This window comes from Bacillus sp. NTK034, from assembly GCF_017303275.1.
In the GTDB taxonomy this organism is placed as follows: domain Bacteria; phylum Bacillota; class Bacilli; order Bacillales; family Cytobacillaceae; genus Cytobacillus.
This window is the reverse complement of record NZ_JAFKOJ010000001.1, coordinates 969,364-982,538: the sequence shown is the minus strand read 5'-3', so window position 1 is coordinate 982,538 and position 13,175 is coordinate 969,364. Positions and strand designations below refer to the sequence as shown.

10 protein-coding genes are annotated in these 13,175 nt (G+C 41.3%); 3 read left to right on the top strand and 7 right to left on the bottom strand.

Annotation, left to right across the window (positions count from 1 at the left end):
• Positions 1 to 90: 90 nt before the first annotated feature.
• On the bottom strand, positions 91 to 1,632 hold the full coding sequence (locus JI665_RS04900; RefSeq protein WP_206837003.1) for a DHA2 family efflux MFS transporter permease subunit: 1,542 nt from the start codon (positions 1,630 to 1,632) through the stop codon (positions 91 to 93).
• 188 nt (positions 1,633 to 1,820) lie between these two features.
• Here JI665_RS04900 and JI665_RS04895 point away from each other — a divergent pair, with 188 nt between their 5' ends.
• Positions 1,821 to 2,711 (top strand): TetR/AcrR family transcriptional regulator, encoded by an 891-nt coding sequence (locus JI665_RS04895; protein WP_206837000.1) that lies wholly within the window; start codon positions 1,821 to 1,823, stop codon positions 2,709 to 2,711.
• A gap of 115 nt (positions 2,712 to 2,826) precedes the next feature.
• Positions 2,827 to 4,317, top strand: coding sequence for a spore germination protein (locus tag JI665_RS04890; protein ID WP_206836997.1), 1,491 nt, complete (start codon positions 2,827 to 2,829; stop codon positions 4,315 to 4,317).
• 25 nt (positions 4,318 to 4,342) lie between these two features.
• Here JI665_RS04890 and JI665_RS04885 read toward each other — a convergent pair whose 3' ends face one another.
• Positions 4,343 to 5,758, bottom strand: a complete 1,416-nt coding sequence (locus JI665_RS04885; RefSeq protein WP_206836994.1) for an FMN-binding glutamate synthase family protein — start codon at positions 5,756 to 5,758, stop codon at positions 4,343 to 4,345.
• A gap of 130 nt (positions 5,759 to 5,888) precedes the next feature.
• Here JI665_RS04885 and JI665_RS04880 point away from each other — a divergent pair, with 130 nt between their 5' ends.
• Positions 5,889 to 6,047, top strand: a complete 159-nt coding sequence (locus tag JI665_RS04880; RefSeq protein WP_206837721.1) for a hypothetical protein — start codon at positions 5,889 to 5,891, stop codon at positions 6,045 to 6,047.
• Positions 6,048 to 6,082: 35 nt separating this feature from the next.
• Here JI665_RS04880 and JI665_RS04875 read toward each other — a convergent pair whose 3' ends face one another.
• The 5 genes from JI665_RS04875 to JI665_RS04855 all read right to left on the bottom strand — a co-directional run bounded on the left by JI665_RS04875 (position 6,083) and on the right by JI665_RS04855 (position 13,151).
• Positions 6,083 to 7,168, bottom strand: a complete 1,086-nt coding sequence (locus JI665_RS04875; RefSeq protein WP_280516059.1) for a nitric oxide synthase oxygenase — start codon at positions 7,166 to 7,168, stop codon at positions 6,083 to 6,085.
• Positions 7,169 to 7,676: 508 nt separating this feature from the next.
• Complete coding sequence (locus tag JI665_RS04870; protein WP_206836988.1) at positions 7,677 to 9,362, bottom strand: glycoside hydrolase family 13 protein; 1,686 nt, start codon at positions 9,360 to 9,362, stop codon at positions 7,677 to 7,679.
• 297 nt (positions 9,363 to 9,659) lie between these two features.
• Positions 9,660 to 10,667: a LacI family DNA-binding transcriptional regulator gene (locus tag JI665_RS04865; RefSeq protein WP_206836985.1), complete on the bottom strand. Its 1,008-nt coding sequence runs from the start codon at positions 10,665 to 10,667 to the stop codon at positions 9,660 to 9,662.
• A 164-nt stretch (positions 10,668 to 10,831) separates the two neighbouring features.
• Positions 10,832 to 12,313, bottom strand: a complete 1,482-nt coding sequence (cobA, locus tag JI665_RS04860; RefSeq protein ID WP_206836982.1) for a uroporphyrinogen-III C-methyltransferase — start codon at positions 12,311 to 12,313, stop codon at positions 10,832 to 10,834.
• Between the two features lie 22 nt (positions 12,314 to 12,335).
• On the bottom strand, positions 12,336 to 13,151 hold the full coding sequence (locus JI665_RS04855) for a uroporphyrinogen-III synthase (protein ID WP_206836980.1): 816 nt from the start codon (positions 13,149 to 13,151) through the stop codon (positions 12,336 to 12,338).
• Positions 13,152 to 13,175: the final 24 nt, after the last annotated feature.

The following is a 13,175-nucleotide window of genomic DNA, read 5'->3' as shown; positions in this document are numbered from 1 at the left end:
AAGGCCTGCAAATGCTCAGAAAGCATTGCAGGCTTTTTCATTTAAAACCTATATAAAAAAGAAGGAATCCTAAGATTCCCCCTCTGGTAATTAACTTTTTGCCAATTTAGGCACCATATTCTCCTGCTTTGACTCTTCGACCGCGTCTTCCATTGGTGTTGCACGTTTAATGAAGAAGGACAGAACCAGTGCAGCTGCAGCGATAAAGGTTGCTACGAAGAAAGCATCGTTGATTCCCTCAAGCATGGCTTTCGTTAATACCTGCTGCTGCATTTCCGCCACAGCGGCTTCAGTCATTTGACCGCCATTAGCCATAGCCCCGCCTTTCATCGCTTCTTTCGCGATTTCCGCAGCATGAGTTTCCGTCCTTGTTGACATAACTGTTACCAATAAGGCTGTACCAATGGCACCTGCCACCTGGTTCAGCGTGTTGTTCATTGCTGTTCCATGAGGATATAATCTTCTTGGCAGCTGGTTCAAGCCATTCGTAGAAACTGGCATCATAACCATGGACATCCCGAACATCCTGATTGAGTTCAGAATAATCAACTGTGTATAAGTTGTTTCCAGAGTCAGCCTGCTGAATACATAAGTAGTTCCTACTGTAATGGCTAACCCAATGATCGCCAATATCCGCCCGCCTATTTTATCGAACAGCTTTCCTGTTAATGGCGACATCACGGCCATAACAATGGCTCCTGGAAGCATCATCAATCCTGCATCCAGCGGTGAAATTCCCCTTAATGTCTGAACATAAATCGGAATCAGAATCATCCCGGAGAACAGCGCCATATTAACCGTCATGCTGATAGCTGATGACAAGGCAAACATCGGGTACTTATAAACGCCAAAGTTGAGCATTGGACGATCAGATTTTGATTGTTTTAGGATAAACCATACTAAGCTGATAACACCTACAGCAATGGTCAAATACACGTGAGGACTGTCCCAGCCTTTATTCCCTGCAGAACTAAATCCATAAAGTATTCCGCCAAAACCTATACTTGATAGAATAAGGGAAAACAGATCCAGACGAATATTCACTTTTTCCTTTTTGTCTTTCAGCATGACCGCGCCAAGCACGAGTATGACTCCGGCAATCGGCGAAAGGAAATGGAATAGCATTCTCCAATCATAGTGTTCAATAATCCATCCGGAAAGAGTCGGCCCAATTGCAGGGGCAAACATTAAGATCAGGCCAAATACACCCATGGCTGCCCCGCGTTTTTCCACCGGGAAGCTGATCAGCATAACATTCATTAATAATGGCATCATGATAGCCGATCCTGATGCCTGCAGCATCCTGCCTGCAAGCAATACCGGGAATGCATGAGCAACCCCCGCTACAAGGGTACCAATTGTAAATAGCCCCATTGCCACAATAAATAACCTGCGGACTGTATATTTTTCAATTAAAAATGCAGTAGCCGGGATTAAAATACCATTTACCAGCATAAAACCGGTGGTCAGCCACTGCACAGTTGCCGCTTCAATTTCCAAATCTGCCATAATAGATGGCAAGGCAATATTTAACAATGTATTATTCAAAAAGGCAATAAATGCCCCAATCATTAAAACAGCCAGAATCCCATAGGGCGGTCGATCTGTTTTATTATTTATTGCTTGTTCCATTGCATTTTTCCTCCTGTACTATCAGTTCATTCTTTTATACTCGCGTTACACACAAACCATATAATATACCATGAGTACAATTTATGCAACAAAAAAATCCTTGTTAAATAGAGGGTTTGTGAAAAATCTCAGAATGATGTACTATTAGATTATACACACAGTTCAAATAAAATGACAGGTGATAATAAATGAATGATAGGAAACTTCATGTAATAAATAAAGCACATCAATTATTCCTGGATAAAGGTTTTCAAGCTACCTCCATTCAGGATATTTTAGAATACAGCGGCATTTCCAAAGGAACATTCTATAATTATTTTTCTTCAAAAAATGAGCTGCTTATGTCCATTTTTAAAACATTGCATAAAAAAATGGAAGATGAACGCAATAAGCTTCTTATTGGCCAGGATCCAAGCAGCTTAGAAGTCTTCACACAGCAGATAGAATTACAAATGAATATGAATCGAACAAATAAATTGGTGGCCCTTTTTGAAGAAGTGCTTGTTTCAAATGACCCTGAACTCAAGCAGTTCATTAAGGAAGGTCAGCTTAGAATGGTGGATTGGATTTTCAACCGGTTTATTGAGATTTTTGGAGAAGACAAGAAACCATATTTACTGGACTGCGCCGTGATGTTCCTTGGAATCCTCCATCATAACGTAAAATACTATACAAAATTCTTTGAGTTCTCTTCAAGCATTAATCCTGTGGTCCGTTATAGTGTAGAAAGAATCAGGAAGGTCGTTGAAGAGGTCAGTTCTGCCGATGAGTATCTTCTGAAGCCTGAACTGATTGAAAACAGATTTAAGCAGACAGATCATAGAAATGTGCATATTCTTTGTAAATCCATATTGACTATAAAAAAGTCCATACAACAGGAAGAACAGAACGATTGCATTGATCTTCTGGACTTTATTCAAGAAGAAATGGTCCATTCGAAAAAACCAAGAAAATTTCTCATTGATAGCGCACTGAATACTTTGCGCAGCTGCATCTCCTTTTTGGATGCTAAAGAACTTGAGAATCTTGAAATTCTTGTTTCTGCCTGTTTTAAACAGCCGGAAGAAGAATCCGTTTAGTTATCAAGGCCTTCCTCATGATCAGGAAGGCTTTTTTTTAGTTATTATTCATTCATAATCCTTCCAAAAACGGTAACACTAACACATAATGCCATAACAAACTGGTGATTTGTGTATGAAAAAAGAGTTAAAAAAGAAGAAAAGTATATCCGAGATTGAATTTAACGAGCTGGAGAAGTCATTTTCACGATCTCATGATTTTCAAAAAGTATATTACAGCAATAGACAAACAGGCCTCTGTTTTTCTTTTATTTATTTTAAAACACTAACAGACCAAAAAATGATCACCAAAAGTTTGCTCCCTCAGCTTCTTCAGGGTAAGTTCAGCGAAATCGATGATTTGAAAAAGCTTTTGCCGTCCGCAAGCATACAAATTTGTGAGGATCTTTCTAAAGCAGAACATTTGCTTTTGAATGGCTATGTGATGGTTACAGTGGAAGCCGAAAAACAAAAAGCGGCTTTTATGGCTGCTAAATGTTCATACGTAAGGGAGCTGACTCATCCGGAAGTCGAGCAAACGGTGATTGGACCGAAGGAAGCATTTGTTGAGTCCTTAGGCAATAATTTGAACTTAATTCGCAAACGGCTGCCCATCTCTGAACTGATCATTGAGGAATATATAATCGGAAGTATATCCCGAACAGTGGTTGCCGTCCTCTATATTGAGGGAATCACGAATGCAGATTATGTCAGCATGGTTAAAGAAAGAATCGAAAATATCGATTTTGATGAAATTACTGACAGTTCATATATTGGACAGCTCATTTCTGATAATAAGAACTCTCCATTCCCGCAGCTGCTGGATACAGAAAGGCCGGACAGGGCAGCCGCTGTCCTTGCTGAAGGAAAAATCGTGATCGCCATAGAAGGGTCGCCGCATGTGCTGATTACCCCTACAACGTTTTCTGAATTCTTCAGTTCCTTTGAAGATTATTTTTTAAATTGGACTATCGCGTCTTTTGCAAGAATTCTGCGGGCCTTTTCAGTTATTTTTTCCATACAGATCACGTCTATTTATGTTGCAACGCTTACTTATCATATGGAGCTCATCCCCACGGATTTGTTAGGAACACTGGTGACTTCAAGACAGCATATTCCTCTGCCGCCTTTCTATGAAGCATTAATGCTTGAACTGGTAATTGAGCTTTTAAGAGAAGCTGGAGCCAGATTGCCCACGAAAGTCGGGCAGACAATCGGTATCGTAGGAGGGATTGTTATTGGGACTGCATCTGTGCAGGCAGGGCTGACAAGTAATGTCCTGTTAATCATTATCGCACTGGCAGCTCTTGCCTCTTTTACTACACCTGTATGCAAGATGAATAATACGATTCGATTTCTAAGATTTCCGTTTTTATTTTTCGCAAATTTATGGGGTTTTGTAGGTGTGTTGTTCTGTTCATGCATCTTGTTGACACATATGATCAGGCTTACTTCTCTTGGAAGGCCGTTTTTGGAGCCGTTCTACCCACCAAGATACCGGGACTTGAAAGATTCATTTCTGAGATTCCCTTTTCAGCCTTTAAGGCCTGTGTATTTAAGAACGCAAAATCCGCATCGGTTTCAGCCCCCGAAGAAAACAAAAGTTAAAAGAGACATTGATGAATAGCAGCCTGGCTCCATAAGCCAGGCTGCTATTCTGTTTTCTTTGATTTGTCTTCCCAAGGTTCAAAGGAAAATGGAATCCCGATCATTTTCGCTGTCAGCTCATCATAGGACACAAGGTCTTTCTTGGACAATTCTTTTAAAGACTTTTTCCCCATGGCTCGCAATGCCATTTTGATTTCCTCCGTGCTCGCGGTTAAAAACTTTTCTGCAGATTTTGTCCCATCTTCGATTTTAAAGGTATCCTTGAATTTACCTTGGTTCCAGACAGATTGTGTCGGCGGTTCAAAAGGCAGCGAATTCAAAGTCTGCTTATGGGAGACAGTAAACAGCATGACAGAACCAAGGTAGACAGCATCCGCACCAAGCGCAAGGACTTTTAAAAAGTGTCCTGGTGTGAAGAGGCCGCCTGATACAATTAAGCTGACTTCCCCTTTCTTTTTTCGTTTTTCAAGGTGATTGGATGCACGGTTGAGAGCATGCAAGGTTGGAATTCCAAAATCATCCGCCAATAAAGGCGGCGCACCCACAGAAGCTCCCTGTCCCCCGTCAACTGCTATAAAATCAACCCCGATTTCGATTAGATGGTCAATGTCTTCTTCTATTTTTCCTCCTGCCCCTATTTTTGCACCAATGGGGACACCTCCGGTCATACTGCGGAGTTCATCCACCAGCTCCTTTAAATCCTTCAATGTCTGTTTATCAAAAAAATGTTCCATTATATGGGCAGTTTCATTTTCCTTTAACCCCATTACTTCCCTTGCACGGCCGGTTAGATTTTCAGGAGATATGTTTCCTCCCATCCCCATTACTGCTCCCTGCCCCAGCTTAATTTCAATCATGTCAGCACGCTTGATGGTTTTTTCTTCCTTTCCCCACTCGGTTTTGGAAAATTGAAGGATATATTTTCCTGCACTTTCAAGCTCTTCAGGAAGAATACCTCCTTCGCCGGAATTGACAGCCGTACCTGTATTCTTGGCAGCTGTTGCCAGGGCAATTTTCACTTGCTCACTCAATGCGATTCCATAGGCCATTCCGCTAATCATCAGAGGTATTTTGATTTTCATTGGTTTTTTCGATTTTGGCCCGATGGTCACCTTCACATCAACATCTTCATCCCCGTCTATGGGAAATGGCGAGGTCTGAGCAGGAATAAAGGTAATCTCATCAAAATGAGGCCATTTTTTCGATGAACCAAATGGGCGGTGCAGGACATCACCCGTTTCGGCACGCAGGTTGTTTTCAAGTGCATTTTGAATGCCCATATGCTTAAAACCAGGGATCAGCTCAATCAGATTTTCCTGGTAGCTGTCTGTCATTATTATTTTCCCTGCCTGCTTAACGAGACGCTTCATGATCCAGCGCCAGCCGATCAGCATTAAAATTAAAAAGATAAATAATATAAAAATCATAGCCAAAGTTGCAATCAATAATATATTTGTCATACTTTTTCTCCAAAAGTTCTTTTAGCCTCCATTATTTCCATTGGCAGGGAATTTAACCTATGACTTCTCGATTTTTGGAATAATCATGAAGCGGGAAGTAAATTCTATGAAAAATATTAAATGAGGTGAAATGATGGACAAACGCGAGCATACTCAGCCAGCTAGTACGGAAGAACAGAATCAAGGTAAAGGAGGTCTTCTTGAATCAATGATGGAGCCTATAGATCAGCTTTCAAAGATTCCTCCTGAGAAGACAGACCGGAGAACCAGTGATGAAGAAATGATGTAACCAATGAAGAAAGCCGGCATGATCGATGCCGGCTTTTATTTTTGATAAGGAGTATCTTGATAGAAGTAATTAGGCATTTTCACTACATTATTATACTGTTTATGAAAAATCTGTGTAGCAGCAGGGGATACGGGCGGGATCAGCCAGGTCCAATCACCGGTCAGATCCCTTCCCTGACCCTTTTCGTTCTCTTCAAATTTTCTGAATTGCTGTGCAGCAGTATGATGGTCTACTATGCTGACCCCTTCTTTTTTAAAGGAATGCAATACGGCTGCATTCAATTCCACCAGTGCCCGATCCTTCCAAAGCGAAGAATGCGTCCTGGTATCCAGCCCCATCAATGATGCAATCTGCGGGAGCATATCATAACGAAAATCGTCTGCAAGGTTCCGTGCACCGATTTCAGTACCCATATACCAGCCATTGAAAGGGGCTGACTTATAATAAATGCCCCCAATTTCCAGTCTCATATCCGATATCATCGGGACTGCGTACCATTTCAAACCGAGATCACTGAACCAGTTATATTCTGGATGCTCAATCCCTACTTCAAGAATCAGCTCTTCAGGTATTTCCCTTAATTGGGGAGTTTGATTGTTTATTTGTATTACTAATGGAAGCACATCAAATTTGCCGTACTTCGGCTTCCAGCCCAATTTCATGCATTGCTTGGTAAAAGGGATGGAATGGGGATCGCCAATAATTCCATCGGCAGTCTCATAGCCTGCATACCGGATTAGCTGATGATTCCAAATTCTGATTTTGTGTTCGGAATTGTCTGGAGAGAAGATGGTGATGGCCGAACGGAGCCTGCCATTGTTCGTGGCAAATTGTATATGTTCAAACAGAGCAGAAAATACTTCATCCTCTTGTTTCGCATTCCGTTTGTCCAAAACCGTCAGCTGATCCCAAAAAAGCCTTCCTATGCAGCGATTGCTATTTCTCCAGGCAGCTTTTGCACCAAATTCCAGTTCTTCAAAAGTTTGTTCATAAAACCCATGCTCTGCAATTGAATATTCAATTTCCTTTAGTCTGTTGTTTAGTTCAGCAGGACTTTTATTCTGTTCACTATAAAACATTTTGATAAATTCTGCTGCATTTTCAAGTAAGTCCTTTTTCAAAGATGAATCCTCCCAGAATAGACTATTTGTTAATGATAGCATAGGGAGGGTTGGGGAGAAAGAAATGATGTTCTGTGGTTTGCAGGATTTTTTTGGATAAGATGCTTTTTAAGAAGGAGCGGGAGCGGGTTAATTTTTGTTATTTTTTATTGTAATTGACTCGCATATTGGGAGGCATGGCTTCTATTTTTGTGGTTATTCCTTCAGATTAACTACCATTCTTACTGCACTACCTTCTTTTTCGGCGTTATTCCTCCGATTAACTACCATTCTTAGTGCACCCTCTTCTTTTTCGGTGTTATTTCCTCCGATTAACTACCATTCTTACTGCACCCTCTTCTTTTTCGTCGTTATTCATCCAGATTCTCTTTTGTCATCAGTTTATCTCCTTTTACTGCCGATTTTTGCCCAGTATTTGGTAAATCAGCTGCTGGGCTGGCATCCTTCATGCTCTGCATCAATTTTTCAACATTTCTACTTAAAAATAGGGCCCTAAACAGGCCCTTCTTTATTTCTTCAAACGATACACTCTAGCTTCATATGGCTTTAGCGGCAGGTTCTCAATTTCTTCATTTTCATCTGCATTCAAGTTGGAAATCAGCAGTTCCTTAGAAGAGTACCGGACATGGTCTGGCAGCTTAAAGTCAGGAGTTTCTTCACTGAAGTTGCAGATCACAAGAAGCTGGTCATCACCAAGAGTTCTTGTATAGGCGAAGATATCCTCATCTTCTTCCATGATTAAATCGAATGCTCCATAAACAATCACTTCATTTTGCTTTCTAAGCTGAATGAGCTTCTTATAAAAATGGAAGATGGAATCTTCATCTTTTAAAGCTGCTTCGGCGTTAATCCCCTCATAATTTGGATTCACATTGATCCAGGGGGTTCCGCCTGTAAAGCCTGCATTCGGGCTGGCATCCCACTGAACAGGCGTTCGCGCATTATCCCTGCCTCTCTCATGAATGCCTTTAAAGATTTCATCATGTGTTAAGGAATCCGGTGTAAGATCATGGTATGCATTTAACGTTTCAATATCACGGTAATCATTGATATCATTGAACTTGACGTTTGTCATGCCAATTTCTTCGCCCTGATATATATAAGGTGTCCCCTGCATCATATGAAGGCATGCCGCAATCATCTTACCAGAAGTAACGCGGTATTCGTCAGAGTCATTTCCCCATCTGGAGATGGCGCGAGGCTGGTCATGGTTGCTCCAGTACAAGCTGTTCCAGCCATCTTCCTCAAGACCCTTTTGCCACTTGCTGAAAATCTCTTTCAGTTCAGTCAGTTTCCAAGGTCGTGGATCCCATTTGTCGTACTGACCGTCGCCAAGCCCGACATGTTCAAAATGGAAGACCATATTCAATTCATTTCTGTCCTTGCCTGTATAGAGCTTGCCTTCTTCAACTGTTACACCAGGCATCTCGCCAACCGTAATGGTGTCATATGGGCTAAGGGCTTCTTTGTTCATTTCCTGCAGGAATTCATGAATTCTTGGTCCATTCATATAATACTTGCTGCCGTCCCCATATTTGTGTCCTTCACGAATCTCCCCCTGTGGATAGCTGGTATCTTTTGAAATGAAATTGACGACATCCATGCGGAATCCATCAATGCCTTTGTCCAGCCAGAAGCGCATCATTTCATACACTTCATTTCTTAAAACAGGATTTTCCCAATTCAGGTCAGGCTGCTTTTTGCTGAAAAGGTGCAAATAATATTCGCCTGTTTGTTCATCATATTCCCATACACTTCCGCCAAACGCAGCGCCCCAATTCGTTGGAGGTTCCCCGTTGTCAGTTTTTTTCCAGATATAATAATCTCTGCTGGGATTATCTTTAGATTTTCGTGATTCCTGGAACCACTGGTGTTCATCGCTAGAGTGGTTGACTACAAGGTCCATCATGATTTTGATGCCGTGCTCATGGGCTTTACCCAGCATACCGTCAAAGTCCTTCATCGTTCCGAAATCGTCCATGATATTGCGGTAATCTGAGATGTCATAGCCATTATCATCATTAGGCGATTGGTAAACGGGGGATAGCCATATGACATCGATCCCCAGTTCGCTTAAATAGGGAATTATTTCAGTAATTCCGTTGATATCGCCAATTCCGTCCCCATTGGAATCATTAAAGCTTCTTGGGTAGATTTGATAAATGATACTTTCTTTCCACCATGTTTTGTTCAATATTTACAACTCCGATCAAAGAATAATTTTATTTTATTGAACCTTCCTCACACCGCAGATAATCCAAATCTGGGCAAAATGTACACAGTAATCATTGGCGCAAGCAGCGGGAAAATGACTTTCCAGAAAACACCCCATGCCGTTGCACCTTCCGGATTAGCACGAATGTAGTCAAAATAGATAAACACATTAAAGGAAAGATTGAAAACGATATATAATATGACTAATCCAACCACTGTTTTTTTTAGCTTAATTACGTATACGTTTACGTAATTTGTGCTGAGAAAAAGAGAGTTGTTATTTCCTCTCTTTCACACTCATTCTTTCAATAATTTTATGCGGCATAATGCGGCTTTCAGGAGTTTCGCCAGTTTCCATTATGGTAAAAAGCATTTCCACAGCAGCCTCACCCATTTTTGCGAGAGGCTGTTCAACTGTGGTCAGCGGCGGAATGGACATCTCAGCAAGGTCCAAATTATCGTACCCCATAACAGATATCTCATCAGGTACCTTAAATCCCAAATGATAAGCTGCTGATAAGGCACCGATAGCCATTTCATCACTTGCTGCAAATATCGCCGTTACATCCGGGAACTGTTCGACAAGCTTTTTAAAGCCTTCAACCCCATCAGGGAATGTAAACCCCCTGCTGAACACAATATTTTCGGAACCCAGTGGTATGCCATGATCAAATAGAGCTTTTTTAAAGCCTTCAATCCTTGGAATCCCCGCGATGATATCATCCTTGTTTCCGCTTATCATTCCAATTTTTGCATGCCCCGTGTCGATTAAATGCTTACCTGCAGCATATGCTGCATGAAGATCATTGACCTTTACAAAAGGCACCGGGTACGCATAGGACTCTGTCGAAAGCAGAATCATCGGCATCTTGGTTTTGGTTACAAATTGATAATACTCATCTTTTAATACTTCACTTGCGAAAATTATCCCGTCTACCCTTTTTTCGAAAAGCAGCTGGAGATATTTCATCGTTTTCTCACCATTTGATTCTGTATGGCAGACGATCACACTGGAACCGTTGTCATTTGCTGCCTTTTCAATACCATCCAGGAGATCGGTTACCAGAGAACTGGAAAGCTTAGGGAAAAGCACCCCAATCGTATGTGTTCTTTTGTTTATTAATCCTCTTGCCACTGCGTTTGGCTGGTATTCCAGCTCTTCAATCACTCTAAGAACCTTGAATTTTGTTTTTTCCGAATAGCCTCCCTGGCCATTCAATATCCTGGAAACTGTTGCAATGGATACATTTGCTTTTTTGGCAACATCTTTGATTGTATAGGACATATCCCACCTGCTTTAAATTGCTGTATTATATTTGTTGCGAAAACGTTTACGCTGTAATATTATCAGGTTGTGTAAGCCTTTTCAATATTTTTCTAAAATATAGGCTTCCCAATAAAATAAAAGCCGGCACCTAAATAGGTGGCCGGCTTAGAGTACCGTTATGATCATTTTATGCTTTCCAGCTCTTTCTCCTGAATTAAAGCCTTAGCTAATTCAAACTCATTTGGGGCTGACAGGACAAAATCAGGTGTATAACCGTATGCGTTTATTTGCTGGCCTGAACTCTTTCCCATACATACGATTGATAGCTTTTTGATCAAGTCATCTGGCTCTATGCCATAATAGCCCACACTCTCCATAAAGGCATCGACAGAGGAACTGCTGGGGAATATGATGGTGTCTAAAGTTGCCTCCCTTAGCATATGTCCAACAACAGGAATAAAAGATTCATCAAGGATTGTATCACTGGTTTGGAGAATATCATGATTTCCATCCGGCTCGATATAAGGGATTTTTTTTACATTCAAACTCCGATTCCCCACGATCAGCAGCGGTCCACCCAAGTTCATTTCAGCTGCAAGCCGGCCGGTTAATCCCCGTTCGTTCATGACTTTCAATGATTTTTTGGACAAACAATATAAATCGGCCTGAACATTTCTTATATCTATATTTCTATTAATCAATAAATCAATGAACTCATTCGTGCATTCCGGGGATGTGAATAAAATGCGTTTATACGTGAAAAGCTGATTGAGTATTTTATCATTTGAAGGAACATCTTTTTTCGTCCATTTCGGAATCTCGATTACATCTGCCCCCTGTTCTTGCAGCTGTGCTGCCAAAGTGCTTCTTGCAGTGCCTGTACGTGCTAAAAGAATCTGCCTTCCGTAAAGAGGCTTGTTTTCAAACCATTTTAATTTATCTCTTAAAGAAACAATACCGCCAACTAAAGTAATTGCCGGATTTTGTATTCCTGTTTCCTTTACTTTTTCTGCAATATCCCCTATTGTACCCTGCACTGTTTTCTGTCTGCCATAGGTTCCCCATTGGATAAGGATCACTGGAGTTTCTTTCGGCTTGCCGTGAAGGATGAGGTTATCTGCAATATATGAAATATTGGTTACTCCCATGTAAAAGCCAATCGTGTCCACGCTTGAGACTAATCCGCTCCAATCAATATCAGGTTTCCCTTCATTGGATTTATCATGGGCGGATACCAGCGCAAAAGAAATTCCATATTCACGATGTGTCACAGGGATTCCTGCATATAAAGGCACAGCAACTCCTGAAGAAATGCCTGGTACAATTGCATATGGGATTTCTTGTTCCGCCAGTGCTTCCGCTTCCTCCCCGACCCGGCCAAAAACTCCCGGGTCACCGCCTTTTAAACGGATTACATTATATCCCTTAATGGCTTTGTCTATTAAAATCTCATTGATGATTTCCTGTTTCAGAAAATGCTGTTTCGGAAACTTCCCGCAATAAATCAGCTCACAATGAGAAGGCGCAGATTCCAGCAATTTTGGATTAATCAGGCGGTCATATAAGATTACATCAGCTTTTTTTATGGCTGCTAACCCTTTAACAGTAATTAAGCCTTCATCCCCAGGGCCTGCACCAACAAGATATACTTTCCCTTTCTTCAAAATCCCACCCCTATGCTTCCTATTATCTCTCGGAGTTTTTATGATAATAGCTGGACAGCTCTACAATTGCGCTGCCCATCCTTTCGTGTTCCGGATAAATAACCCGGTCAATTCCTTCATCAAATAACGCTTGTGCTGTAACTTTTCCGACTGCCAGCGCAATTACTTTTTGCGAGAAAACCTCTGTCAATTGGTTTTCAGCACCCTGTTCACGCGCAAAATGCAATAAATGTCTCACTTGCGGGGTGCTGGTAAAAACAGCCGCATCCAGTTCCCCTCCCAGCAGCTCCGAAAGAAGTTTTTCCATGACTTTAGTTTCCGGCGGATTGTGAATATAGGGAAGAATTTCTTCATATTGAGCTTTCTGCACATCAAGCCATTGAATCAGCTTAGGTGCAGGATCACCGTGAAGCTGAAGAGCCACCTTCTTGTTTTCCAGTGAATAGCTTCCGAGGCTTCTGATAAGTCCTGCCGTGCTTCCATCATCATCCCGAACCTTTGGTGTGACACCCAGTTTTTTTAACATGTTAACTGTTTTATACCCTCTTGCTGCAATTTGGCAATTTTGAAGAACCTTAATAAATTCTTCTCCCTTTCCTATTTCCTGAGCGGTATAATACAAGGTCTCTACTCCGATTCCAGTTGTAAAAATAATCCAATTAAACTCACCTGAGGTAATAAGGCCAATATGTTCTTTCAATTTTGTGTCTATACGCAGGGACGTTCCTTGCGCTGGCCTGCTGATGGCAGCACCTCCCAGGTTTTCTACAATTTTTGTTATTTCTTCGATTTTTCTAGACCCCAATAGAGCAATTTTCTTTCCTTCCAGCTTTTTCATCCGTATACCTCCAGCCTGATCTTA